At 55.1% G+C, this 24,719-nt stretch carries 22 protein-coding genes; 12 read left to right on the top strand and 10 right to left on the bottom strand.

Annotated features, from left to right (window positions below; translation table 11 throughout):
* Positions 1-27: 27 nt before the first annotated feature.
* From G163CM_RS21170 to G163CM_RS21150, 5 genes are all read right to left on the bottom strand, one after another.
* Positions 28-378: a copper resistance protein gene (locus G163CM_RS21170; RefSeq protein WP_108475055.1), complete on the bottom strand. Its 351-nt coding sequence runs from the start codon at positions 376-378 to the stop codon at positions 28-30.
* 116 nt (positions 379-494) lie between these two features.
* Entirely contained in the window at positions 495-1,307 is an 813-nt protein-coding gene (locus G163CM_RS21165) for a MetQ/NlpA family ABC transporter substrate-binding protein (RefSeq protein ID WP_015962936.1), read from the bottom strand.
* A gap of 23 nt (positions 1,308-1,330) precedes the next feature.
* Entirely contained in the window at positions 1,331-1,999 is a 669-nt protein-coding gene (locus G163CM_RS21160; RefSeq protein ID WP_015962935.1) for a methionine ABC transporter permease, read from the bottom strand.
* Positions 1,992-3,014: a methionine ABC transporter ATP-binding protein gene (locus G163CM_RS21155; protein ID WP_231826178.1), complete on the bottom strand. Its 1,023-nt coding sequence runs from the start codon at positions 3,012-3,014 to the stop codon at positions 1,992-1,994. Before G163CM_RS21155 ends, G163CM_RS21160 begins: the two co-directional genes overlap by 8 nt.
* 620 nt (positions 3,015-3,634) lie before the next feature.
* Positions 3,635-4,399 (bottom strand): siderophore-interacting protein, encoded by a 765-nt coding sequence (locus tag G163CM_RS21150; protein ID WP_231826177.1) that lies wholly within the window; start codon positions 4,397-4,399, stop codon positions 3,635-3,637.
* 247 nt (positions 4,400-4,646) lie between these two features.
* Between G163CM_RS21150 and G163CM_RS21145 the strand changes: the two genes are divergently transcribed.
* Complete coding sequence (locus G163CM_RS21145) at positions 4,647-5,237, top strand: PadR family transcriptional regulator (RefSeq protein ID WP_231828406.1); 591 nt, start codon at positions 4,647-4,649, stop codon at positions 5,235-5,237.
* On the opposite strand, the gene G163CM_RS21140 is transcribed toward G163CM_RS21145, so the two are convergent.
* Positions 5,234-6,754 carry a methyl-accepting chemotaxis protein gene (locus G163CM_RS21140; RefSeq protein ID WP_231826176.1) on the bottom strand — a complete coding sequence of 507 codons (1,521 nt, stop codon included), beginning with the start codon at positions 6,752-6,754 and terminating at the stop codon, positions 5,234-5,236. The two genes, G163CM_RS21145 and G163CM_RS21140, sit on opposite strands and share 4 nt — an antisense overlap.
* 345 nt (positions 6,755-7,099) lie before the next feature.
* Between G163CM_RS21140 and ygjG the strand changes: the two genes are divergently transcribed.
* The gene (gene ygjG, locus G163CM_RS21135) at positions 7,100-8,488 is read left to right on the top strand and encodes a putrescine aminotransferase (protein ID WP_231826175.1); all 1,389 of its coding nucleotides are present in this window, start codon (positions 7,100-7,102) and stop codon (positions 8,486-8,488) included.
* Between the two features lie 141 nt (positions 8,489-8,629).
* The gene (locus G163CM_RS21130) at positions 8,630-10,648 is read left to right on the top strand and encodes an NADPH-dependent 2,4-dienoyl-CoA reductase (protein WP_231826174.1); all 2,019 of its coding nucleotides are present in this window, start codon (positions 8,630-8,632) and stop codon (positions 10,646-10,648) included.
* 142 nt (positions 10,649-10,790) lie between these two features.
* Here the strand turns inward: G163CM_RS21130 and rlmG are convergent, their stop codons facing one another.
* Positions 10,791-11,927, bottom strand: a complete 1,137-nt coding sequence (gene rlmG, locus G163CM_RS21125; RefSeq protein WP_231826173.1) for a 23S rRNA (guanine(1835)-N(2))-methyltransferase RlmG — start codon at positions 11,925-11,927, stop codon at positions 10,791-10,793.
* A gap of 83 nt (positions 11,928-12,010) precedes the next feature.
* Here rlmG and G163CM_RS21120 point away from each other — a divergent pair, with 83 nt between their 5' ends.
* From G163CM_RS21120 to sstT, 5 genes are all read left to right on the top strand, one after another.
* A complete protein-coding gene (locus tag G163CM_RS21120; protein WP_231826172.1) occupies positions 12,011-12,514 on the top strand; it encodes a M48 metallopeptidase family protein in 504 nt (167 codons plus the stop codon).
* 80 nt (positions 12,515-12,594) lie between these two features.
* Positions 12,595-13,287 (top strand): SanA/YdcF family protein, encoded by a 693-nt coding sequence (locus tag G163CM_RS21115; RefSeq protein WP_231826171.1) that lies wholly within the window; start codon positions 12,595-12,597, stop codon positions 13,285-13,287.
* 81 nt (positions 13,288-13,368) lie between these two features.
* On the top strand, positions 13,369-14,367 hold the full coding sequence (locus G163CM_RS21110; RefSeq protein ID WP_231826170.1) for a Gfo/Idh/MocA family protein: 999 nt from the start codon (positions 13,369-13,371) through the stop codon (positions 14,365-14,367).
* Between the two features lie 287 nt (positions 14,368-14,654).
* Positions 14,655-15,623: a TerC family protein gene (locus G163CM_RS21105; RefSeq protein WP_231826169.1), complete on the top strand. Its 969-nt coding sequence runs from the start codon at positions 14,655-14,657 to the stop codon at positions 15,621-15,623.
* 214 nt (positions 15,624-15,837) lie between these two features.
* Positions 15,838-17,082, top strand: coding sequence for a serine/threonine transporter SstT (gene sstT / locus G163CM_RS21100; RefSeq protein WP_231826168.1), 1,245 nt, complete (start codon positions 15,838-15,840; stop codon positions 17,080-17,082).
* A gap of 18 nt (positions 17,083-17,100) precedes the next feature.
* Here sstT and G163CM_RS21095 read toward each other — a convergent pair whose 3' ends face one another.
* From G163CM_RS21095 to uxaC, 3 genes are all read right to left on the bottom strand, one after another.
* Positions 17,101-17,652: a YgjV family protein gene (locus tag G163CM_RS21095; RefSeq protein ID WP_231826167.1), complete on the bottom strand. Its 552-nt coding sequence runs from the start codon at positions 17,650-17,652 to the stop codon at positions 17,101-17,103.
* 83 nt (positions 17,653-17,735) lie between these two features.
* Positions 17,736-19,223 carry a UxaA family hydrolase gene (locus G163CM_RS21090; protein WP_231826166.1) on the bottom strand — a complete coding sequence of 496 codons (1,488 nt, stop codon included), beginning with the start codon at positions 19,221-19,223 and terminating at the stop codon, positions 17,736-17,738.
* Positions 19,224-19,237: 14 nt separating this feature from the next.
* Positions 19,238-20,650: a glucuronate isomerase gene (gene uxaC, locus G163CM_RS21085; RefSeq protein WP_231826165.1), complete on the bottom strand. Its 1,413-nt coding sequence runs from the start codon at positions 20,648-20,650 to the stop codon at positions 19,238-19,240.
* A gap of 460 nt (positions 20,651-21,110) precedes the next feature.
* Between uxaC and exuT the strand changes: the two genes are divergently transcribed.
* The 4 genes from exuT (at position 21,111) to mzrA (ending at position 24,676) form a co-directional block, all read left to right on the top strand.
* Complete coding sequence (exuT, locus tag G163CM_RS21080) at positions 21,111-22,406, top strand: hexuronate transporter ExuT (protein ID WP_231826164.1); 1,296 nt, start codon at positions 21,111-21,113, stop codon at positions 22,404-22,406.
* 126 nt (positions 22,407-22,532) lie between these two features.
* Positions 22,533-23,309 carry a transcriptional regulator ExuR gene (gene exuR, locus G163CM_RS21075; RefSeq protein WP_231826163.1) on the top strand — a complete coding sequence of 259 codons (777 nt, stop codon included), beginning with the start codon at positions 22,533-22,535 and terminating at the stop codon, positions 23,307-23,309.
* A 318-nt stretch (positions 23,310-23,627) separates the two neighbouring features.
* Complete coding sequence (gene yqjA / locus G163CM_RS21070; RefSeq protein ID WP_015962917.1) at positions 23,628-24,293, top strand: DedA family general envelope maintenance protein YqjA; 666 nt, start codon at positions 23,628-23,630, stop codon at positions 24,291-24,293.
* Entirely contained in the window at positions 24,293-24,676 is a 384-nt protein-coding gene (gene mzrA / locus G163CM_RS21065; RefSeq protein ID WP_015962916.1) for an EnvZ/OmpR regulon moderator MzrA, read from the top strand. Before yqjA ends, mzrA begins: the two co-directional genes overlap by 1 nt.
* Positions 24,677-24,719 lie beyond the last annotated feature (43 nt).

Genomic DNA, 24,719 nt, shown 5'->3' with positions numbered 1-24,719 from the left:
ATTAACCTGAATAACGCAGGCTAAAACTCACTCACGGAAGACGCATAATCGGAGATGCACCCGCAATCGGGGCGGAGAGATAACGCGAGGAGGCCAGACGCGCGTGAAGAAGACGGGCAGCGCCGCCAGAACCGCCAGCAGCAGTGCAACGGCAAACAGCGCGCCTTCAAACAGCACCGGCGGCGACGCCAGCAGCGATTTCGCGCTCAGTTCGCAAGGCGTGACGGGCGCATCGCCATCCGATGAGACGGTCTGGCTTACGGAGGCAACGTTCATCGTCAGGGCGTGCAGGCTCGCCATGCGCTGCGCGGTGCAAACCAGCACCACCAGACATGCAAGGGCTACCAGTAATATCGCCTTTCGCTGTCGATGAATCATCATTACCTCGTATAAATACGGGCTTAATCTTAACGGGCGAAAATGGTTTGGCAATCTTATTGCTGTAAAGAAGTGTCGGAGAGGGAGAAACGCCCGGCGTTAACCGGGCGGAAGGATCAGTTATTAACCGGGATCACCGCGCCTTTGTATTTGGTGCGGATCCACTCCTGAATCTCTTTCGAGTGCAGCACGTTCACCAGCGCCACGATATCTTTTTTCTTCTCGTCGCCGCGATGCACGGTGATGATATTGGCATACGGGTTATTTTCGCCGCTCTCTACCGCAATCGGATCATGCACCGGGTCGAGGCCCGCATCAATCGCGTAGTTGGCGTTGATCACCACCGCCGCGCCTTCATCGTTGTTGTACATCTGCGGCAGCAGAGACGCTTCGACGTTCGGCAGGAATTGCAGCTTTTTCGGGTTTTCCACGATATCGCTGATACGCGCGGTCACTTTATCAATCCCCGGCTTCAGCTTGATCACGCCCTCTTTTTCGAAGATGGAGAGAATACGCCCCTCTTCGGAAACCGCGTCACGCATGATGATTTTGCCGCCTTCCGGCAGGTCTTTCAGCGTTTTGTATTTTTTGGAGTAAATACCAATCGGCTCGATGTGGATAGCCCCGGCACTCACGAAATCATAATCTTTATCGCCCGCATGATCTTTCAGCACGCTGTTCAGATACGGGATGTGCTGGAAGTAGTTGGCATCGATGTCGCGGCCCGCCAGCGCGGTGTTCGGCAGGATGTAGTCCTGGAACGGTTTGATCTCAAGGTCAATGCCCTGCTTCGCCAGAATCGGTTTCGCCTGCTCCAGAATTTCCGCGTGCGGCGTGTTGGACGCCCCCACGGTCAGGGTGTCAGCCCAGGAAGCAAAGCTCAGGGCGCTCAGGGTAGCGGCGGCGATTAGCGTGAGTGTCTTTTTCATGATGATGGTTCCTGTGTGTGTTATTAGCGTTTATCTAACAGAGAAGTCAGTACGTCGCCGCAGAACTGGATGATGAAAACGATGATGAGAATCGTCACCGTCGCGACCAGCGTGACGTCATTGTGGTTGCGCTGGAATCCTTCCAGATAAGCCAGATTCCCTAAGCCACCTGCGCCGATCACCCCCGCCATCGCGCTGTAACTCACCAGCGCAATCAGCGTGACGGTAATACCGGAAACCAGCGCCGGGGAAGATTCGGGCAGCAGGACGCGGAAAATCAGCGTCGACAGGCGTGCGCCCATAGAACGGGTTGCCTCAATCACCCCTTTGTCGACTTCACGCAGGGCAATCTCGACCAGTCGCGCATAAAACGGAGCCGCGCCAACAATCAGGGCAGGCAGCGCCGCGTTCGCGCCGAGAATGGTGCCGACGATCGTTTTGGTAAACGGGATCAGCAGCACAATCAAAATAATGAACGGAATGGAACGGAAGACGTTCACCACCACCGAAATCACGCTATACAGCGGGCGGTTATAAAAGAGCCCGCCTTTGGCAGTCAAAAACAGCGCCAGCCCGAGCGCGATGCCGAGGATAAACGTCGCCACGCCGGAAAGCGCGGTCATGTAGAGCGTCTCCTGGGTGGCTGCCCACAGGGCATCCCATTTCAGATGCGGTAAGAATTGCTCAGCCATGTTTCACTACCTCGCTGTCGATGCCAGTTTCCTGCAAATCTGCGAGGATGCTTTTCAGTTGTTCAGGGTTCGCCACCACATGCAGCCAGAGCTGACCAAACGCGCCGTGGGTGGTCTGTGTCATCTTGCCGTGCAGAATGTTAAACGGCAGGCCGTAGCGCAGCATCAGCTCGCCCACCACCGGACGATGGGTCGTCTGCCCGGTAAAGGTCAGCTTGATAATGCTGCCGGTCAGGCCGTCGGTGAGTGCAGGGTTAAACGCCTCTTCTTCGACGTACTGGCTTACCTGGCGCACAAACTGCTGAGTAATCGGCTTTTGCGGATGGGTAAAGACCTCCAGCACATCGCCCTCTTCCACCACTTTGCCGTCTTCCATCACCGCCACGCGGTCGCAGATTTTGCGCACCACGTGCATTTCATGGGTGATGAGCACAATGGTTAAACGGAAGCGGCGGTTGATATCCAGCAGCAGGTCGAGAATTTGATCGGTGGTTTGCGGGTCGAGCGCCGATGTCGCTTCATCGCACAGCAGCACGTCCGGGTTATTAGCCAGCGCGCGGGCGATGCCCACACGTTGCTTCTGCCCGCCGCTTAACTGCGAGGGATAGGCGTTTTCGCGCCCCTTCAGGCCCACCAGCTCAACCAGTTCCGCCACGCGAGCGCGAATTTTGGCTTTCGGTACGCCGGCAATCTGCATCGAAAAGGCGATGTTTTCGCTTACCGTGCGCGACCAGAGCAGGTTAAAGTGCTGGAATACCATGCTGATTTTCAGGCGTGCCTGACGCAATGTTTCGCCTTTAGCGGCGGAGATATCCTGCCCATTCACAATCACGCTGCCCGCAGACGGTTTTTCCAGCCCATTGAGCAGGCGGATCAGCGTGCTTTTTCCCGCGCCGCTGTAGCCGATAATGCCGTAGATCTGCCCCTGCTCGATGCTCAGGTTGACGTTATCGACTGCCGTTATCGTCCCTTTTCCAGGGTTAAAAATCTTTGAAATATTCCTGAGTACTATCATTCGTCTGCCAAATAGCGGTTTAGAAGTATGGACGTCCAGACGATATCGGGAATGGGTGACAGATAGCAAACAACAAAAAGGAATGTGTTATTACGAGGAGTTATAAGCGAGTTGCCGCACCGGGCGGGGCAATACAATTATTTTCGGCAAAGCTTTGCCGCAATTTGGCTATTGCGATTGCGCCGGGTGGCGCTTCGCTTACCCGGCCTACAGCGTATGCAGCTTTTGTAGGTCGGGTAAGCGCAGCGCCACCCGACAAACAGCGTATTCAGTTTTTGTAGGTCGGGTAAGCGCAGCGCCACCCGACACACAGCGTATTCAGCTTTTGTAGGTCGGGTAAGCGCAGCGCCACCCGACACACAGCGTATTCAGCTTTTGTAGGTCGGGTAAGCGCAGCGCCACCCGACACACAGCGTATACAGCTTTTGTAGGTCGGGTAAGCGCAGCGCCACCCGACACACAGCGTATTCAGTTTTTGTAGGTCGGGTAAGCGCAGCGCCACCCGACACACAGCGTATGCAGCTTTTGTAGGTCGGGTAAGCGCAGCGCCATCCGACAAACAGCGTATGCAGCTTTTGTAGGTCGGGTAAGCGCAGCGCCACCCGACAAAACCAGCGCACTTACTTCTTATGCCAGTACGCCTGAGTCCTTAACAGCTGTTGATCAATCGCGTCATTCTCAAAACGGCTAACCAGCGATTTCGCTACCGCACCTTCCCCGGTCACCCAGATAAAATAATCCTCCGCAGGCACAGACAGCGTCGCCAGTTTATCGGCCACGGCTTGTTCGCGATGACCTATCACCCACTCGATCTCAAACTCGCTGAACTCCGCCAGATAGTCCTGATACGCCGCATCCGCGATCGTCACAATGGCCTTAACCTGCGGGCGTGTCGGGAGCTGGCGCAGGCTTTCCAGACGGCGGCGCAGCGCAGGCATACCCGATTCATCACACACATAAAGCTGCCAGGCGTAATCCTCCGGCACCACCAGCGAACCACGCGGCCCGCCAATCGTTAGCGTATCCCCCACGCGGGCATTCATCGCCCATGAGCTTGCCACGCCGCCATCATGAATAAAGAAGTCATAGGCCAGCTCGTGACGCTCGGCGTTATAGAGCGGCGTGTAGTCGCGCGACTGCGGGCGCACGCCGTCCGGCCAGACGATCCCTTCGTCGGTCATGGTCGGCGGCGCGATACGTTCGCCTGCCTGAGGGAAAAACAGTTTGGTGTGATCGTCAAAACCGCGTGAAGAGAAGCCTTCCAACGCCTCGCCGCCGAGCACAATGCGCTGAAAACCTGCGCCGATGCGCTCCACGCGTAACACGCTCAATTCGCGAAAACGCAGTTCATTACGCACGCGCTGCGGGTATTTTTTTTCTTTCATAGTGGTGTTATCCGTCGCCTTCGTGAAAAATAGATATATCTAAACTTGATGCAAATGATAATGATTGCCAGTTAGGCAGAAAGCAAGCTTTTTTTAAGATATACTTTACCCATCGCACAAAAAATCCACGATATAAAATTAATTCGTTAAATTACATAAAGATAAAAATTTATCCCATCTCACCCTTGCTAAAGACAGATATTTAGATATAAGTTAGATATATCTAAATCAAGTTAAGGTAAAAATGATGAGACACTTTTCAGAGTTTGGCCGCGGCAGACGCGGTGGTCGTGAATGCCATGGTGAGCGCGAATGTCGTGGTGGTCGTGGTGAAGGTCGTCACGGCGGTGGCGGCGGCTTTGGCGGCGGGCGTCGTCAGCGTTTCTTCGGCCACGGCGAGCTGCGTCTGGTGGTGCTGGATATCCTCTCCCGCAACGCCAGCCACGGTTACGAACTGATCAAAGAGATCGAGAACATGACCCAGGGCAACTACAGCCCAAGCCCTGGCGTAATCTACCCGACGCTCGATCTGTTGCAGGATCAGGGGCTGATCACCATCCAGGAAGAAGACGGTGGACGCAAAAAAATCGCCATCACCGGGGAAGGCAGCAATGTGCTGGCGGAAAACAAAGAGGTGCTGGAGCAGGTGCAGGCGAAGCTGAAACTCCGCATGGTCGGCCACGAACTGCGTAAAGATCCGCAAATGAAACGCGCGCTGGAAAACTTCAAGGCCGTGCTGAACCTGAAAGTTAACCAGAGCGAAATCAGCGACGCGCAGCTAAAACAGATTGTGGGCGTGATCGACCGCGCGGCGCTGGAGATTTCACAGCTCGATTAATGCAGTACCGTGACGGCGTCCTGAAGCCGGCTGGCGCGATGTTTTACCATCGCCGACACATGGGCGCTTTCAGCGACCAGCCCGGCATTTTTCTGGGTAATGGCATCCAGTTCCGCCACCGCGCGGGTAATATCCGACAGCCCGTTGGCCTGTTCTGAGGTCGACTGGCTGATCTGCGCAATCAACTGCGTCACGTTTTGCACCTGCGCCAGAATATCGTTCATCACCCGCCCCGCCGCATGAACCTGATCGGCCCCGGAATGCACTTTGCTGGCGCTGGCCTCAATCAGCTTACGAATGTCGTTGGCCGCCGTTGCGCTGCGGCTCGCCAGTTGGCGTACCTCCCCCGCGACCACCGCAAAACCTCTCCCCTGCTCGCCCGCTCGCGCGGCTTCGACCGCGGCATTTAGCGCCAGAATATTGGTCTGGAAGGCAATATCATTGATAAGTGTGGTAATTGAGCCTATCCGCTGCGTGCTGTCGGCAATTTCGTCCATCGTTCTGACCACGCCCTGCATCGCCTGCCCGCCCTGCTCGGCCGCGCCGCTGGCGGCAATTGAGAGCTTATCGGCTGCCGCCGCCGTTTGTGAATTGCTTTGCACGGAGGCATTCATCTCGTTCATTGTCGCCACCGTCTGCTGGACATTAACCACCGTCTGGCGGGTGCGTTCGTTAAGATCATCGTTGCCCTTCGCTAACGTATCGCTTCCCCGGCTGACGCTGGAGACCTGGCTTGCGACATCATTTTTCAACCAGCGACAGATAAGCCCCAGTTGCCCGACCGATCGCAGAATTAGCCCCAGTTCATCACCACGGCTCAGATGCTGCACGCGGTGACGTCCACCCGTCGCAATACTGAGCGCCTGATGCGCCACATTCTCAACCGGGCGAACTATCTGTGTCTCAAGCAGCGCCGTTGCCGCCAGCATCAGCACTGCCGCGACCACCAGCGACATCCACGGCGCATGCGTGGCGCACAGCGCCGCGGCTAACAGCATAAACATGGACGTCATCAATAGCCGCACGCGCCAGCGTAGCGGCATCACGGACAGCTTGCCCCACCAGTGTTTACTGATCACCATGCCTTTGTAGAGCCGCTTGTTACCGCGCCCCTCTTTTAATGCCCGATAGAGCGGCTCCGCGACGGCGACCTCTTCCGGTGTCGCCTGAGTACGAATTGACATGTAGCCGGTAACTTCACCGTGCCGCACCATCGGGATAGCGTTAGCTCGCACCCAGTAATGGTCGCCATTTTTACGCCGGTTTTTGACAATTGCGCTCCACGGCTCCCCCTGTTTCAGGGTGTACCACATATCGGCAAACGCCGCTTTCGGCATATCCGGGTGACGGACCAGGTTATGAGGCTGGCCGCACATCTCTTCCATGCTGTAACCGCTCACCTGAATAAACGTATCGTTTACGTGGGTGACATAGCTATTGAGATCGGAAGTGGACATTAAGGTCGTGTGTTCATCCAGCGGGTATTCGCGCTGACTAACCCAGGGTTGTGAAGACATGCAGGTATCCTTGCCGGTAATAAGGCTTATTGTGTAAAGGTTATTTCGGCGGCGGAGGACTTAGCTTTATTCGTTAATCTCGATTCAGCTCGCATTTTTAGAGGATATATTCTCTCACGCGTCAAAATGGCGCACGATCTGCCCCGTTTTCGCGCAGTTCGCCCCATTCTGGCGAGATGAGATTTGTCCTTCTCCTGCGGCCACAGGGCCGCTGGACGATTAAATATTGTGCAACTGCATTTCTCCCTGGTGTTTATCCCGATTTTCAGCGCCCGCGTCGAAGTGGCGCAATCCCTGCAATACTTAATTCAGTATCGTGTGATACGTGACCCCCGGGAGCTTATTTTGAACAGATTACCTTCCAGCGCATCGGCTTTGGCCTGTAGCGCACACGCATTGAATCTCATTGAAAAGCGCACGCTTGATCATGAGGAGATGAAAGCTCTCAACCAGGAGGTCAGAGAATACTTTAAAGAGCATGTAAACCCGGGGTTTCTGGAGTATCGAAAATCTGTGACCGCCGGCGGGGATTACGGAGCCGTAGAGTGGCAAGCGGGGAGCCTGAATACGCTTGTCGACACCCAGGGACAGGAGTTTATTGATTGTCTGGGTGGATTTGGCATTTTCAACGTGGGGCACCGTAATCCAGTTGTGGTTTCCGCCGTACAGAATCAGCTCGTCAAACAACCGCTACACAGCCAGGAGCTGCTCGACCCGCTTCGTGCGATGCTGGCGAAAACGCTGGCCGCGCTGGCGCCGGGGAAACTGAAGTACAGTTTCTTCAGCAACAGCGGCACCGAATCTGTAGAAGCGGCGCTGAAGCTTGCCAAAGCGTATCAATCACCACGGGGTAAATTCACCTTCATCGCCACCAGCGGCGCGTTTCATGGCAAATCGCTCGGCGCACTCTCGGCCACGGCGAAATCCACGTTCCGCAAGCCGTTTATGCCGCTGCTGCCGGGCTTCCGTCATGTGCCGTTTGGCAACATCGACGCCATGCGTCTGGCGCTATCCGAATGCCAGAAAACCGGCGACGACGTGGCGGCGGTGATCCTGGAACCTATCCAGGGTGAAGGCGGCGTGATCCTGCCGCCGCAAGGTTACCTGCCAGCGGTACGCAAGCTGTGCGATGAGTTTGGCGCGTTGCTTATCTTCGACGAAGTGCAAACCGGGATGGGGCGCACGGGCAAAATGTTTGCCTGCGAACACGAGAACGTTCAGCCCGACATTTTGTGCCTGGCGAAAGCGCTCGGCGGTGGCGTGATGCCCATCGGCGCGACTATCGCCACCGAAGAGGTCTTTTCGGTGCTGTTCGATAATCCGTTCCTGCATACCACCACCTTTGGCGGTAATCCGCTGGCCTGTGCGGCCGCACTCGCCACCATCAACGTGCTGCTGACGGAGAACCTTCCGGCACAGGCGGAGCAAAAAGGCGATATGTTGCTTGACGGCTTCCGCAGCCTGGCACGCGAATACCCGGATCTGGTGCGTGAAGCGCGCGGTAAAGGGATGCTGATGGCGATCGAATTTGTCGATAACGAAATCGGCTACAGCTTCGCGAGTGAAATGTTCCGCCAGCGCGTGCTGGTTGCCGGAACGCTCAACAACGCCAAAACCATCCGCATTGAGCCCCCGCTCACGCTGACCATCGAGCAGTGTGAACTGGTGCTGAAGGCCACACGCAAGGCGCTGGCGTCACTGCGCGTTGAAAAACAGGTCACGACCGAGCAGTAAATCTCACGCCCCCTGATTTCATGGGGGGCGTTCTTTGAATCCCATCACAATCCCCACATTCCCCTTTTCCCTTTTCGACGCCGACGGCTAAATTAAACTCATCCGACCACATAACAATAATTTTACATACTGGACAATCTTATGAGCTATCCGTCGCTGTTCGCCCCGCTGGATTTGGGCTTCACTACCCTTAAAAACCGCGTTCTGATGGGTTCGATGCACACCGGGCTGGAAGAGCATCCGACCGGGGCCGAACGGCTGGCGGCATTTTATGCCGAGCGCGCGCGTCACGGCGTGGCATTGATTGTCACTGGCGGTGTCGCACCGGCGCTTTCCGGCGTCGGCATGGAGGGTGGCGCGGTGCTGAGTGATGCCAGCCAGCTTCCCCAGCATCGGCGGGTGACGGATGCGGTGCATCAGGAGGGTGGCAAAATCGCCCTGCAAATTCTGCACACCGGGCGCTACAGTTATCAGCCGCATCTGGTGGCACCCTCGGCCATTCAGGCACCGATTAACCGCTTTACGCCGCATGCGTTAACCCACGATGAAATCCTGACGCTGATTGATGATTTCGCCCGTTGCGCCCAGCTGGCGCGGGAAGCCGGGTATGACGGCGTGGAAGTGATGGGTTCGGAAGGCTATCTGATAAACGAATTTCTGGCGGCGCGCACCAATCATCGCGATGACGAATGGGGCGGCGACTATCCGCGCCGGATGCGTTTTGCTGTGGAAGTGGTGCGCGCAGTTCGTGAACGCGTGGGCAAAGATTTCATTATTATTTTCCGTCTGTCGATGCTGGACCTGGTGGAAGGCGGTGGCGCATTTGATGAGACCGTACAGCTGGCACAGGCCATTGAAGCTGCGGGGGCGACTATTATTAATACCGGCATTGGCTGGCACGAAGCGCGGATCCCCACCATCGCCACGCCGGTACCACGCGGGGCATTCAGTTGGGTCACGCGCAAGCTCAAAGGGCATGTCACGATCCCGCTGGTGACCACCAACCGCATCAACGATCCGCAGGTCGCCGACGACATTCTTTCACGCGGCGACGCAGATATGGTGTCGATGGCGCGCCCGTTCCTCGCCGACGCCGAGTTGCTGTCAAAAGCACAGGCGGGCCGTGCCGATGAGATCAACACCTGTATCGGCTGCAATCAGGCGTGTCTCGATCAGATCTTCATGGGCAAAGTCACCTCCTGCCTGGTGAACCCCCGCGCCTGTCACGAAACCAAAATGCCGATTATCCCGGCGCTGAAAAAGAAAAATCTCGCCGTCGTCGGCGCAGGCCCGGCCGGGCTGGCGTTTGCCATTAACGCCGCCGCGCGCGGGCATCAGGTCACGCTGTTTGATGCGCATAGCGAAATTGGCGGACAGTTTAATATTGCCAAACAGATCCCCGGCAAAGAAGAATTTTACGAAACGCTGCGCTACTACCGCCGGATGATCGACGTCACGGGCGTGACGCTCAAACTGAATCACCTCGTCACGGCGAGTCAGCTTCAGGCATTTGACGAAACGATCCTCGCCAGCGGGATCGTCCCGCGCATGCCCGCGATTGACGGGATCGACCATCCCAAAGTGCTGACCTATCTCCAGGTGCTGCGCGATAAAGTTGCGGTGGGGAATTCGGTGGCGATTATCGGTTGCGGCGGCATTGGCTTTGATACCGCAATGTATTTAAGTCAGCCAGGCGTTTCTACCAGCCAGAATATTGCCGAATTTTGCCAGGAATGGGGCATCGACACCACGCTACAACAGCCGGGCGGCCTGCGCCCGGAAGGCGCAATGCTGCCGAAGAGCCCACGCAAAATAGTGATGCTTCAGCGTAAAGCCAGTAAACCCGGTGATGGGCTGGGCAAAACTACCGGCTGGATCCACCGGGCAACGCTGCTGTCGCGCGGCGTGAAGATGATCCCGGCGGTGAGCTATCAGAAGATCGATGACGAAGGGTTACATATCACGATCGGCGATGAAGCGCAGGTTCTAAAGGTCGATCATATAGTGATCTGCGCCGGGCAGGATCCACAGCGCGCGCTGGCACAGCCGCTGGCGGAAAGCGGGAAAACCGTGCATTTGATTGGCGGCTGCGATGTAGCAATGGAGCTGGATGCGCGGCGGGCGATTGCGCAAGGGACTAAGCTGGCACTGGAGATTTAGATGCGGTTTTTTTGCCGGATGGCGGCTACGCCTTATCCAGCCTACGGAACCGTGCGGTATTTGACCGAATTATATCTATTTGCACGATCGCTTGTAGGCCGGATAAGGCGTTTACGCCGCCATCCGGCACTGTGCACAAAATTTAACGGCGACGCCCCAGCTTCACCGCTTTCAGCACCACAAACTTGCTGTTGGTGGCGATTGTGGTGCAGTTGCCGAAAATCTTCTTCAGCTTATGGAAGTAGTCGAGGTGACGGTTAGCCACAATGTACAGCTCGCCGTTAATTTTCAGGCAACGACGCGCGTGGTGGAACATCTCCCACGCTACGTTATCCGTCAGCGCATGCTGCTGATGGAACGGCGGGTTGCACAGTACCGCGTTGAAGCGGAAAGGTTCGACGCCAGAGAGCGCGTTGTTGATCATAAATTCACAACGGTCGATGGCGTCCGGCAGGTTGCTTTCCACGTTGAGACGGCTCGATGCCACCGCCATCGGTGATTCATCGACAAACACCACCGTTGCGTCCGGGTTTTTCGCAAGCAACGTCAGGCCAATCACCCCGTTACCGCAGCCGAGGTCAACAATCTCCCCTTCCAGGTTTTCCGGCAGATGCTCGATAAAGAAGCGTGCGCCGATATCCAGACCGGTGCGAGAGAAGACGTTCGCGTGGTTATGAATGGTCCACGAGGTGCCTTCCAGCGGCCAGCTCTGGATCTGCGATTCGTCTTCCAGCTCCGGCTTCGTGAACGTGCAATTAATCAGACGCGCTTTTTTCCACGCAAGCGTAGTCGTAGTGGTACCGAGGATTTTCTCGAACAGCGCCAGCGTTGAATTGTGGATGTCACGCGCTTTCGCCCCGCCAATGATGCGGGTTTGCGGAGTAACCACCTCGCGCAGTGCGCGCAGTTGCTGCTCCAGCAATGCCAGGGTTTTCGGGATTTTAATCAGCACGACCGCAGGCGCAGAGGGATATTCCGCGGTGCTGTCGAGGAATCTGACGCTGGATTCGTCAATGTCGTTATGGCGCAGGTTTTCGCGCGTACCCAGCTCGCTGACGTAAGAGTCACCAATGCTGTACGGCTTGTGCTCCGCCAGCGCGCAGCTCAGTGCGCCGAAGCTGTCATTGAAGATCAGGACCGGGCCGTTGATTTCGGTGTCGTCCAACTGCTGCAGCAGATACTCATCCGCCGCTTCCCACGCCTGTAGCGGGTTGACGTCGTCCGTCTCCGGGAAACGTTTCAGGTTCAGTGAACGGAAACCGTTGTCTATGTGGCTCATCGGCCCTCCAGAATGGTAAAATTTGGCGTTATCCCTGAAAAGGGTGCGTGAGTATACACTTTTTAATCCGATTTGGGGCTGTGATGACGCAACTAACTTATCTCCAGGGCTACCCGGAACACCTGCTGGCACAAGTGCGCACGCTTATCGCGGAACAGCGTTTGGGTGCCGTGCTGGCAAAGCGCTACCCCGGCACGCACGATTTCGCCACCGATAAAGCGCTGTGGCAGTACACGCAGGATCTGAAAAGCCAGTTTTTGCGCAACGCGCCGCCGATTAATAAGGTGATGTATGACAACAAAATCCACGTACTGAAAAACGCGCTGGGCCTGCATACCGCCGTTTCGCACGTTCAGGGCGGAAAGCTGAAAGCCAAAGCGGAAATTCGCGTCGCCACCGTTTTTCGCAGCGCGCCGGAGCCGTTTTTGCGCATGATTGTGGTACATGAATTAGCGCACCTGAAAGAGAAAGAGCACGACAAAGCGTTTTATCAGCTTTGCTGCCACATGGAACCGCAGTACCACCAGCTGGAGTTTGATACCCGGCTGTGGCTGACACAGATGTCGCTGGGGCAAGACAAAATCTGAATTCGATCGCCGATCGTTATGAATTTACCCACTAACGTCTACAATCGACTTCCCCCCGCTTTCGTTAAGGATAACGATCAATGCTGCGCGTGTTAGCCCGTTTTCTCCGTCACCTTTTTTGCTCTCGACGCATGTTCAGGTTCGTCTGTTTTCTGCTCTTTGCGGCTATTGCTATGATTTTTTTCGCCAACAGGGAGATAGTCAAGACGAGCGAGCAACTGACGTGGAATGATGTTAACGCCATCCCCGTGCGTAATGTGGGATTGCTGTTAGGCGCCAGACCGGGCAATAACTACTTCACCCGGCGAATTAACGCCGCAGCGGAACTGTATCATTCAGGGAAAGTAAAATGGCTGCTGGTGAGCGGCGATAATGGCCGTAAAAATTACGATGAGTCTTCCGGCATGCAGCAGGCGTTGATCGCCAAAGGCGTGCCCGCCAGCGCTATCTTCTGTGACTACGCTGGCTTCTCCACCCTCGACTCCGTCGTGCGCGCCAATAAAGTCTTTGGTGAAAATAACATCACGATTATCTCGCAGGAATTCCATAATCAACGCGCCATCTGGCTGGCGAAGCAATATGGCATTGATGCCATCGGCTATAACGCTGAGGATTTGGATCAAGGCCGCGGTAAGCTGGTGCGTCTGCGCGAAAAACTCGCCCGCGTCAGCGCGGTGATTGATGCAACAATCCTCCACCGTCAGCCCAAATATCTCGGCCCTACGGTCATGATTGGCCCGAACAGCGAGCATGGTTGCCCCGCCACGAAATAAGTGCGTTACTGCGCACTCATTTTGTCACGCCAGCGTGCTACATTGAGGGAAGATCCCCTTTTATGGAGCACGTCAGCGTCTATGATACGTTTCGCAGTCATTGGTACAAACTGGATAACCAAACAGTTTGTCGATGCCGCCCACGAGACCGGCAAATATAAGCTCACCGCTATTTACTCCCGCAGCCTTGAGCAGGCCCAAACGTTCGCCAACGATTATCCCGTCGAGCACCTTTTTACGTCGCTTGAAGCGATGGCGCAAAGCGATGCCATTGATGCGGTGTATATCGCCAGCCCTAACTCGCTGCATTTCCCGCAAACGCAACTGTTCTTGCGCCATAAAAAGCACGTAATTTGCGAGAAACCGCTGGCGTCAAACCTGCGTGAAGTGGAAGCGGCGATTGAAACCGCGCGCGAAAACCAGGTCGTTCTGTTCGAGGCGTTTAAAACCGCCAGCCTGCCTAATTTCCTGCTGTTGCAGCAGTCGTTAAGCAAGGTGGGTAAGGTGCGTAAAGCGCTTATCAACTACTGCCAGTACTCGTCACGCTATCAGCGCTATCTCGACGGTGAAAACCCAAATACCTTTAATCCGGCGTTCTCTAACGGTTCGATTATGGATATCGGTTTTTATTGCCTGGCCTCAGCGGTTGCGCTGTGGGGCGAGCCGCACGGCGTACATGCGACGGCGAGCCTGCTGGAAAGCGGCGTGGATGCGCACGGTCTGGTGGTGCTCGACTATGGCGATTTCAGCGTTACCTTGCAGCACTCAAAAGTCAGTGATTCCGTGTTGCCGAGCGAAATCCAGGGCGAAGAGGGTTCACTGGTCATCGAGAAGATCTCCGAGTGCCAGAAAGTCACCTTCGTGCCGCGCGGTGGCAAAGCGCAGGATCTCACTCAGCCTCAGCATATTAATACTATGCTGTATGAAGCAGAGGTCTTTGCCCGTCTGGTCGAAACCAATGAAGTGAATCATCCGGGGCTTGCCGTCAGCCGTACGACGGCGAAACTGCAAACGGAGATTCGCCGCCAGACTGGCGTCACTTTCCCTGCGGATGACATTAGCGAGCAGGTGCCTGCGTAAAGCTATGTAAAACGGATGTTACAGGTCATTGACGTCATCGATGGCCTGTAATATTTTGTAACCCGCAAAGGGGAGTAACTTCCTTGCCGGTGGATCGTCATTACGATACGTGAAAAACCGTATCCGGTCGCCGGGCAATAAAACGTATACATCTTCGGGCAACCGTTTGAAGTGCATACTTTTTGTTGTAAGTGAGACCTTGCCGGAAGGCGAGGTCTATGCATAGAAAAAGCAGCGGCTGACGTCTTTCGACGTTAGCCGTTTTTTTATGCGTAAGGAAAATATCTATGAATAGTGTCGGCACACCGTTGCTGTGGGGCGGATTCGCTGTCGTCGTCGTGATCATGTTAGCCATCGACCTGATGTTGCAGGGCCGACGCGGCGCTAACGCCATGACCATGAAACAGGCTGCGGCCTGGTCTATCGTCTGGGTCACGCTCTCGTTGTTGTTCAACGCTGCCTTCTGGTGGTATCTGGCGGAGACACAGGGTCGCGCGGTGGCCGATCCGCAGGCGCTCGCCTTCCTTACCGGTTATCTGATTGAGAAATCGCTGGCCGTCGATAACGTCTTCGTCTGGTTGATGCTATTCAGCTACTTCTCGGTACCGGCGGCGCTGCAACGCCGCGTGCTGGTTTATGGCGTATTGGGCGCGATCGTGCTACGTACAATCATGATCTTCGCCGGAAGCTGGCTCATCACCCAGTTTGAATGGCTGCTGTACGTGTTCGGCGCGTTCCTGCTGTTTACCGGTATCAAGATGGCGCTGGCGAAAGAGGATGAGAGCGGGATTGGCGATAAACCGCTGGTACGCTGGCTGCGCGGGCATCTGCGCATGACTGATAAGATAGAGGGCGAGCACTTCTTTGTACGCCAGAAAGGCGTTATCTACGCGACGCCGCTGCTGCTGGTGCTGATTCTGGTCGAGTTCAGCGACATTATTTTTGCCGTCGACAGCATTCCGGCGATCTTCGCGGTCACCACCGATCCGTTTATCGTACTGACCTCTAACCTGTTCGCCATTCTCGGCCTGCGCGCGATGTACTTCCTGCTGGCGGGCGTGGCGGAGCGTTTCTCGATGCTCAAATACGGTCTGGCGGTGATCCTGGTGTTTATCGGTATCAAAATGCTGATTGTCGATTTCTACCATATCCCTATCGCGATTTCGCTGGGCGTGGTGGGCGGCATCCTGGTGCTGACGTTAGTGATCAACGCCTGGGTGAACCACCAGCACGACAAGAAGAATCAGCAAGCTTAAGCTTTTCCACCGGGCGGCAGTACGCTGCCCGTCATCAATGTAAAACTAAAGTTAAAAAATATGATGCACCGCGTAAATTCCAGCATTTTACGCTTCCCCAGCGACCAACTTTCCTTATACTCAACCAGGCAAACATTTTTTTACATCCTGACATAAACGAGACAAATAATTCGTAACCGGGATGGCACATTACATCACTGGAAGGAATACATTCATGACGACATCTCCGTCTTCCAGCTTCTTTCGCCGCCTGGTGCAGGGAAGTCTGGTAAAACAAATATTGATTGGTCTGGTGCTGGGCATCGCGCTGGCGTTAATTTCAAAACCGGCGGCGGAAGCCACGGGGCTGCTGGGAACGCTGTTTGTTGGCGCGCTGAAAGCAGTCGCGCCGGTACTGGTACTGACGCTGGTGATGGCCTCAATTGCCAACCATCAGCACGGGCAGAAAACCAATATCCGCCCTATCCTGTGGATGTATTTACTGGGGACCTTCTCTGCGGCATTAACAGCCGTGGTGGTGAGCTTTATGTTCCCCTCCACGCTGCAACTCACCACCGGCGCGACAGACATTACCCCGCCTACAGGCATCGTTCAGGTATTGCACGGGCTGCTGATGAGCATCGTCGCCAACCCGATTCATGCGCTGATTAACGCAAACTACATCGGTATTCTGGTGTGGGCTGTCGGTCTGGGCTTCGCCCTGCGTCACAGCAACGACACCACCAAAAACCTGGTCAACGACATGTCCAACGCGGTCACCTTCATCGTGAAGGTGGTGATTCGCTTTGCACCTGTGGGTATTTTCGGCCTGGTCTCTTCTACCCTCGCCACCACCGGTTTTTCCGCGCTGTGGGGCTACGCGCAAATTCTGCTGGTGCTGGTTGGCTGTATGGCCGTGGTGGCGCTGGTGATCAACCCGCTGCTGGTATGGCTGCAAATCCGCCGCAACCCGTACCCGCTGGTCTTTACCTGCCTGCGTGAAAGCGGCGTGACCGCCTTCTTCACCCGCAGCTCTGCGGCGAACATTCCGGTGAATATGTCGCTGTGCGAGAAGCTGAATCTGGATCGCGATACTTACTCGGTCTCCATTCCGCTGGGCGCGACCGTAAACATGGCTGGCGCGGCAATTACCATTACCGTGCTGACGCTGGCGGCGGTGCATACGCTGGGCATTCCGGTTGACCTGCCGACGGCGCTGCTGCTGAGTGTGGTGGCTTCGCTGTGCGCCTGTGGCGCATCCGGTGTGGCGGGTGGTTCGCTGCTGCTGATCCCGCTGGCCTGTAATATGTTTGGCATTCCGAACGAAATCGCCATGCAGGTGGTGGCTGTCGGCTTTATCATCGGCGTATTGCAGGACTCCTGCGAAACCGCGATCAACTCCTCTACCGACGTGATGTTCACCGCTGCCGTTTGCCAGGCGGAAGATGCGCGCCTGGCGAAGGACGCGCTGCGCAGTTAATGATTCGCTCCTTCGCCATCAGGCGGAGGGGCTCTCTTTCTGTACTTTTTTCTCGACGTTAAATGGGTCAATACCGCGCCGCTGCATGCGCCAGAAGCGGATAATATTCAGGCCGTTCATTATCAAAAAACTCCCTTCAATCATCGTGCCGCCAATCGAGCCGAGCCAGAAGTTATGGATAACCCAGCAGGCTGTAGAGCACCACATTACGCAGCGCACCGACAGCCCTTTGCAGCGAAACAGTGCCCACGTACTGGCAACCGTTCCGGCAATCGGCAGCAGTTCCATCGCGTGATGCAGCTTGCTTAGCCCCAGAATCAGCGTCAGGGCGATAAACACAAACATCACCCAGATGCGGCGGGTATAAACCGAGATAATGGTACGGATGACGTTGAGTTCCGCGCTCATTCCCGCCGGAATGGCGCCCATCAGGAAGAAATGCACGCCAATCGTCGCACTGTAGAGGGAGAGCTGAAACTTAAAGCGCCGTTCATCGCGATTGATGAAGGTGGTGATACCGATTAAAAACGCGAGTACACCTACGCCCTGGGCAAGCCAATACGCAGTCATGGAGAAGTCCTTATTGAACACCATAAAAAAAACGGCGTTTCAGGAAGTGAAACGCCGTTTTATCGTATCAGATCACATTTTTATTACAATGTGACGCCGCTCTTAAAGATCGCCAGTTCGCGGAAATCATTGCGTTCGTTGCAGGTCTCTTTGCCGTTGGCAAAATCGACAATCGCATCCACAAACTCGTTCAGCAACTGCGGCATTGCTTTGCCGTGAATCAGCTGGCCCGCGTCGAAGTCGATCCAGTGTTTTTTCTTCGCTGCCAGTTCACTGTTGGTGGCGATTTTCACCGTTGGCACAAAACCGCCGTACGGCGTGCCGCGACCGGTGCTGAACAGCACCATGTGACAGCCCGCGCCCGCCAGCGCGCTGGTGGCAACCGCATCGTTACCCGGCGCGCTCAACAGGTTCAGACCCGGCGTTTTCAAACGTTCGCCGTAGCGCAGTACGTCCACCACCTTACTGGAGCCCGCTTTTTGCGTACAACCCAGCGATTTATCTTCCAGCGTGGTGATGCCACCGGCTTTGTTACCCGGTGATGGATTCTCGTAGATAGGCTGATCATGGGCAATGAAGTACTGCTTGAAGTCATTGACCATGGTGACCAGTTTCTCAAACGTGGCTTCGTCACGGCAGTGGCTCATCAGGAGCTGTTCCGCGCCAAACATTTCCGGCACTTCGGTCAGCACGGTGGTGCCGCCGTTGGCAATCACGTAGTCGGAGAAGCGACCCAGCATTGGGTTGGCGGTGATCCCGGAGAGTCCGTCGGAACCGCCGCACTCGAGGCCGAACTTCAGCTCGCTCAGCTTGCCCGGTACGCGTTTGTCGTTACGCATCACGTTGTACAGCTGATGGAGATGCTCAATCCCCGCTTCTACTTCATCGTCCTGGTGTTGGCAAATCATAAAGTGAACGCGGTCGGCATCAAAATCACCCAGCGTTTCGCGGAAGGCATCAACCTGGTTGTTTTCACAGCCAAGACCAATCACCAGCACCGCACCCGCGTTAGGGTGACGCACCATGTTTTGCAGCATGGTACGGGTATTAATATGGTCGTCGCCCAGCTGAGAGCAGCCGTAAGTGTGGCTAAAGAGATGCACGCCGTCGGTACCTTCGGCGTCATTGGTCTCTTTCAGGAAACGAGTCTGGATCTGACGCGCGATGCCGTTAACACAGCCCACGGTCGGCAGGATCCAGATTTCGTTACGCACCCCAACGTCACCGTTAGCGCGACGATAAATGTTGATATCGCGATCTGCCGGTTGCGCCGCTTCAGGCTGGAATTCGGGTTGATAGCTATACGTATCCAGATCGCTCAGATTGGTACGCGTATTGTGCGAGTGAATATGTTCACCCGCAGCAATATCCACCAGCGCATGGCCAATCGGTAAACCATACTTAATGACGTTTTCACCTTTGGCGATAGGGCACAATGTGAATTTATGCCCACGCGCTACCGCCTGACGGAGCGTTACCGTCTGGTTGTCGACCGTGACTTCCGTGCCTTCAGCCAAATCCGCTAATGCTACCGCAACGTTATCCAGCGCATGGATCTTGATGTATTGCATATCAACCCCAGACCTTAGTTCAGTTCAATGGCGAAGTAGTCACGCGCATTGTTAAAGCAAATGTTTTTCACCATCTCGCCCAGCAGGTTGATATCCGCCGGCGCTTCGCCCGCAGCAACCCAGCGGCCAATCATCTGGCACAGGATGCGACGGAAGTATTCATGACGGGTATAAGACAGGAAGCTGCGGCTGTCGGTCAGCATGCCGACGAAACGGCTCAGCAGGCCCAGCTGTGCGAGCTGAGTCATCTGACGTTCCATGCCATCTTTCTGGTCGTTGAACCACCAGCCGGAACCGAACTGCATTTTGCCCGGCATCCCTTCGCCCTGGAAGTTACCGATCATGGTGCCCAGCACTTCGTTGTCGCGCGGGTTCAGACAGTACAGGATGGTTTTCGGCAGCAGATTCTGTTCGTTCTGTTTGCTCAGCAGTTTGGAAAGCTCTTCCGCCATCGGACGGTCGTTGATGGAGTCGAAACCAACGTCCGCGCCCAGCAGTTTGAACTGACGCAGGTTGTTATTACGCAGCGCGCCAATGTGGTACTGCTGTACCCATTCGCGACGGGCGTATTCTGCGCCAAGGAAGACCAGTACCGCGGTTTTGAACTGTGCCACTTCGTGCTCGCTCAGGCTTTCACCCGCCAGACGACGCGCCAGGATGCTATCCAGCTCGGCTTCGCTCGCTTCGGCAAACATCACCACGTCCAGCGCGTGGTCAGACACTTTACAGCCGTGGGCGGCGAAGTGGTCCAGACGTTTGGTCAGCGCGGTTTGCAGGTCGGTGAAACGACGGATATCGGTGTCAGACACTTCACCCAGTTTCGCCATGTAGTCGTTAAAGGTGGCCTGCTCAATGTTGAACGCTTTATCCGGGCGCCAGCTCGGCAGCACTTTGATGGAGAAGGTGCTGTCTTTGGCTACGGTCGCGTGGTGTTCCAGCGAGTCGATCGGGTCATCGGTGGTGCCGACCATTTTCACGTTCATCTGCTGCATGATGCCACGCGCGGAGAATTTGTCCTGCGCCAGCAGTTCGTTGCATTCGTTCCAGATTTCGTCAGCGGTAGACGGGGAAAGCAGCTTGCCGGTGATGCCAAACGGACGGCGCAGTTCGAGGTGCGTCCAGTGGTATAACGGGTTGCCAATGGTGTGTGGCACGGTCGCCGCCCACGCATCAAATTTTTCGCGGTCAGACGCATCGCCGGTGCACAGGCGCTCTGCGACACCGTTGGTACGCATAGCGCGCCATTTGTAGTGATCACCTTTCAACCAGATGTCATACAGGTTGTTAAAACGATAGTTTTCTGCAATCTGCTGCGGCGGCAGGTGGCAATGATAGTCAAAAATCGGCTGATCTTTTGCGTAGTCGTGGTACAGACGGCGGGCAAATTCGGTATCTAACAGAAAATCTTCAGTCATAAACGGGGTCATTATCGTCTTCCTCTCACGAGTGGTCAGATGTTTATCTGTAATGCTGACAAAGTTATCACACCAATTTCGCCAAGCCGAAGATTTTTTCGTGAGTTAGATCAATAAAAATTGACAAAAAATGACATTAAAAAACTAAAAAAAGCGACGCAGGCCGCGCCACGACTGGCTTCAAGCCCTACCACCTATACCCACACGTAAAATACCTCTTTTGTGACAGCATTCACCTTTTAAAGTTGTATGACAAGTTATTGTGCACCCCGTCAAACATAAGCCGACGGAATGCATTGTTGGTGAAAGATACAACTGACTTAACGGTACGGATACCGAATTAAGCACAAGTACGAAGGCAAGGTTCGGGTCGTACCGGGTTCTCCCGGTAAGCCCCTCGATTGAGACATCCTCCCGTAGTACTGGATGAAGACCGTATGAAGATGCGGAATAACGACACGATGAGGTTTACATGCGTAAAATTAAAGGATTACGTTGGTACATGATCGCACTGGTGACGCTGGGCACCGTGCTGGGCTACCTGACGCGTAATACCGTTGCAGCTGCTGCTCCTACCCTGATGGAAGAGCTGCACATTTCTACACAGCAATACTCCTATATCATTGCCGCTTACTCCGCGGCCTACACGGTGATGCAGCCTGTTGCCGGTTATGTGCTGGATATTCTCGGCACCAAAATTGGTTACGCCTTCTTCGCCGTTGCGTGGGCTGTCTTCTGCGGCGCAACCGCATTAGCAGGCAGCTGGGGTGGCCTGGCGCTGGCACGTGGTGCGGTCGGTGCGGCAGAAGCTGCGATGATCCCGGCTGGTCTGAAAGCGAGCTCCGAATGGTTCCCGGCAAAAGAGCGTTCTATCGCGGTCGGTTACTTCAACGTCGGTTCTTCAATCGGTGCGATGATTGCGCCTCCGTTGGTGGTATGGGCCATCGTTATGCACAGCTGGCAGATGGCATTTATTATCTCCGGTGTGCTGAGCTTCGCCTGGGCAATGGCCTGGCTTATCTTCTACAAACACCCGCGTGACCAGAAAAAACTGACTGACGAAGAACGCGACTACATCATTAACGGCCAGGAAGCACAGCACCAGGTTAGCACCGCGAAGAAAATGTCTGTTGGTCAGATCCTGCGTAACCGCCAGTTCTGGGGTATTGCCCTGCCGCGCTTCCTGGCAGAACCGGCCTGGGGTACTTTCAACGCCTGGATCCCACTGTTCATGTTTAAAGTCTATGGCTTTAACCTGAAAGAAATCGCCATGTTCGCCTGGATGCCAATGCTGTTTGCTGACCTGGGTTGTATCGTGGGGGGTTACCTGCCGCCGCTGTTCCAGCGTTGGTTTGGCGTGAACCTGATCGTTTCCCGTAAAATGGTTGTCACCATGGGCGCCCTGCTGATGATTGGCCCGGGTATGATTGGTCTGTTCACCAGCCCGTATGTTGCAATCGGCCTGCTGTGTATCGGTGGCTTTGCTCACCAGGCGCTGTCTGGCGCGCTGATTACGCTCTCTTCTGACGTATTCGGTCGCAACGAAGTGGCCACGGCTAACGGCCTGACCGGGATGTCCGCCTGGCTGGCAAGTACCCTGTTCGCACTGGTTGTCGGTGCGCTGGCTGATACCATCGGCTTCAGCCCGCTGTTCGCGGTACTGGCGGTATTTGACCTGCTGGGTGCGCTGGTTATCTGGACGGTATTGAAAAATAAACCGGCTGATGAGGTTGAGCAAGAAACGCATCAACCGGCGACGCAAAGCTAGTTTGAGCGTGTTAAACATGTATCAAAAGCCGCCTCCTCTGGCGGCTTTTTTCATGCGGCGTTATGGTTAGATCCTCGTAAAAGTGGTATAACAAATCTAATCTGCCGTACCCTGCCTGGAGAGAATATGGAAATCACTGACGCACGTCGTTTATATCAGCAACTTGCCGCTGAGCTGAAAGAGCGCATTGAGCAAGGCGTTTATCTCGTGGGCGACAAGCTGCCTGCCGAGCGCTTTATTGCTGACGAAAAATGCGTGAGCCGTACGGTGGTTCGTGAAGCCATAATCATGCTGGAAGTCGAAGGCTACGTTGAAGTGCGTAAAGGTTCCGGCATTCATGTTATCTCCAATACGCCACGCCATCAGCAGGTGCCTGACGAATCCATGGAATTCGCCAATTACGGCCCGTTTGAGCTGCTCCAGGCTCGCCAGCTCATTGAAAGTAATATTGCTGAGTTTGCCGCTACGCAGGTGACCAAGCAGGACATCATGAAGCTAATGGAGATCCAGGACAAAGCGCGCAACGAGAAGTGTTTCCGCGACTCCGAGTGGGATTTGCAATTCCACATTCAGGTCGCGCTGGCCACGCAGAATACCGCCCTTGCCGCCATCGTCGAGAAAATGTGGACCCAGCGCAGCCATAACCCGTACTGGAAAAAACTGCATGAGCATATTGATGCGCGTACGGTCGATAACTGGTGTGATGACCACGACCAAATTCTGAAAGCGCTGATTCGCAAAGACCCGCACGCCGCCAAACTGGCGATGTGGCAGCATCTGGAAAACACCAAGCTGATGCTGTTCAACGAAACCAGCGATGACTTCGAATTTAATGCCGACCGCTACCTGTTCGCTGAGAACCCGGTCGTGCATCTCGACACCGCCGCCAACGGCATCAAATAATTCCCCGAATCCCTTCTCAGGCCAGTCTTCAGACTGGCCTGACGTTTATTGTGGGTAAGCAAAACATATATAGTGTCAGCCTTTGTAAATACCCTCGCCTCTCACCCACGCAACCCGCAAAATCAAACCTCAACAAACTGCAAAATCTGTGACGCAAAACTCAGGTGTTTGTTACAATTAGATGCATTTTGTCGTTCTGTGAGTTAGCTATTGCTTACTTCGCCATTAACACGGATGTGTTTACCGCGACCGATTAAAATATAAACAATGTCGCAGTTCGTTCAGGCGTTACGTTAATCGTTGTACCAGGAATCGTGAATGGAACTATTATCCCAGTTATTAAATGCGTTATGGAGCCAGGATTTCGAAACCCTGTCGAATCCGTCCATGATTGGCATGCTCTACTTCGTCTTGTTTATGATCCTTTTCCTTGAGAACGGGCTGTTACCTGCTGCCTTCCTGCCGGGCGATAGCCTGCTGGTGCTGATTGGCGTACTGATTGCCAAAGGCGCGCTGGGCTTCCCGCAAACCATTCTTCTGCTGACCACCGCCGCAAGCCTTGGCTGCTGGCTCAGCTATATTCAGGGGCGATGGCTGGGGAATACGCGCATTGTGCAGAACTGGCTTTCACATCTTCCGGCCCACTATCACCAGCGCGCGCATCACCTGTTCCATAAACACGGGCTCTCCGCATTGCTGATTGGCCGCTTCATCGCCTTCGTGCGTACCCTGCTGCCAACCATCGCCGGGATATCCGGCCTGAGCAATGCGCGCTTCCAGTTCTTTAACTGGATGAGCGGCCTGCTGTGGGTGCTTATCCTCACCTCGCTGGGGTACCTGCTCGGCAAAACGCCGGTATTCCTGAAGTATGAAGATGCGCTGATGTCCTGTCTGATGCTGTTGCCGGTCGCCCTGTTGGTGATTGGCCTGGTGGGGTCGCTGGTTGTTCTGTGGAAGAAAAAATACGGCAACCGGAGCTCATAATGGGGCTGAAACAGGTCACGCTACGTCGATTTACCCTGAGCCTTGGCGCATTACTGCTGTTTTGCGCCATTCTCTGGCTGTGCGCGGCGTTACAGCAGAAAGAGTCCACGCTGGCAATTCGCCCGCTCAATCAGGGCGCCAGCATGCCGGATGGCTTCTCCATCTGGCATCACCTGGATGCTAACGGCATTCAGTTCAAAAGCATTACGCCGCAAAAAGATGCGCTACTCATTAAATTTGAGTCCAGCGCGCAAAGCGCCGCGGCCAAAAAGGTGCTCGACAGCACGCTGCCGCACGAGTACATCATCGCCCAGCAGGATGACGATCGCGATGCCACCACCTGGCTTTCGCTGTTGCGCGACACGCCGCATCGCTTTGGATAATTCTGTATCTAATCACTGGCTTTGGTGATTTCCCAATTTTCTA

Origin of the sequence: Pseudocitrobacter corydidari (assembly GCF_021172065.1) — a bacterium.
GTDB classification, from domain to species: Bacteria; Pseudomonadota; Gammaproteobacteria; order Enterobacterales; family Enterobacteriaceae; genus Pseudocitrobacter; species Pseudocitrobacter corydidari.
This window is presented reverse-complemented; position numbering and strand designations above follow the sequence as displayed.

Coding starts and splice junctions, on each gene's coding strand:
- G163CM_RS21170 (WP_108475055.1), bottom strand. CDS start 378: ATGATTCATCGACAGCGAAAGGCGATATTACTGGTAGCCCTTGCATGT.
- G163CM_RS21165 (WP_015962936.1), bottom strand. CDS start 1,307: ATGAAAAAGACACTCACGCTAATCGCCGCCGCTACCCTGAGCGCCCTG.
- G163CM_RS21160 (WP_015962935.1), bottom strand. CDS start 1,999: ATGGCTGAGCAATTCTTACCGCATCTGAAATGGGATGCCCTGTGGGCA.
- G163CM_RS21155 (WP_231826178.1), bottom strand. CDS start 3,014: ATGATAGTACTCAGGAATATTTCAAAGATTTTTAACCCTGGAAAAGGG.
- G163CM_RS21150 (WP_231826177.1), bottom strand. CDS start 4,399: ATGAAAGAAAAAAAATACCCGCAGCGCGTGCGTAATGAACTGCGTTTT.
- G163CM_RS21145 (WP_231828406.1), top strand. CDS start 4,647: ATGAGACACTTTTCAGAGTTTGGCCGCGGCAGACGCGGTGGTCGTGAA.
- G163CM_RS21140 (WP_231826176.1), bottom strand. CDS start 6,754: ATGTCTTCACAACCCTGGGTTAGTCAGCGCGAATACCCGCTGGATGAA.
- G163CM_RS21130 (WP_231826174.1), top strand. CDS start 8,630: ATGAGCTATCCGTCGCTGTTCGCCCCGCTGGATTTGGGCTTCACTACC.
- rlmG (WP_231826173.1), bottom strand. CDS start 11,927: ATGAGCCACATAGACAACGGTTTCCGTTCACTGAACCTGAAACGTTTC.
- G163CM_RS21120 (WP_231826172.1), top strand. CDS start 12,011: ATGACGCAACTAACTTATCTCCAGGGCTACCCGGAACACCTGCTGGCA.
- G163CM_RS21115 (WP_231826171.1), top strand. CDS start 12,595: ATGCTGCGCGTGTTAGCCCGTTTTCTCCGTCACCTTTTTTGCTCTCGA.
- G163CM_RS21110 (WP_231826170.1), top strand. CDS start 13,369: ATGATACGTTTCGCAGTCATTGGTACAAACTGGATAACCAAACAGTTT.
- G163CM_RS21105 (WP_231826169.1), top strand. CDS start 14,655: ATGAATAGTGTCGGCACACCGTTGCTGTGGGGCGGATTCGCTGTCGTC.
- sstT (WP_231826168.1), top strand. CDS start 15,838: ATGACGACATCTCCGTCTTCCAGCTTCTTTCGCCGCCTGGTGCAGGGA.
- G163CM_RS21095 (WP_231826167.1), bottom strand. CDS start 17,652: ATGACTGCGTATTGGCTTGCCCAGGGCGTAGGTGTACTCGCGTTTTTA.
- G163CM_RS21090 (WP_231826166.1), bottom strand. CDS start 19,223: ATGCAATACATCAAGATCCATGCGCTGGATAACGTTGCGGTAGCATTA.
- uxaC (WP_231826165.1), bottom strand. CDS start 20,650: ATGACCCCGTTTATGACTGAAGATTTTCTGTTAGATACCGAATTTGCC.
- exuT (WP_231826164.1), top strand. CDS start 21,111: ATGCGTAAAATTAAAGGATTACGTTGGTACATGATCGCACTGGTGACG.
- exuR (WP_231826163.1), top strand. CDS start 22,533: ATGGAAATCACTGACGCACGTCGTTTATATCAGCAACTTGCCGCTGAG.
- yqjA (WP_015962917.1), top strand. CDS start 23,628: ATGGAACTATTATCCCAGTTATTAAATGCGTTATGGAGCCAGGATTTC.
- mzrA (WP_015962916.1), top strand. CDS start 24,293: ATGGGGCTGAAACAGGTCACGCTACGTCGATTTACCCTGAGCCTTGGC.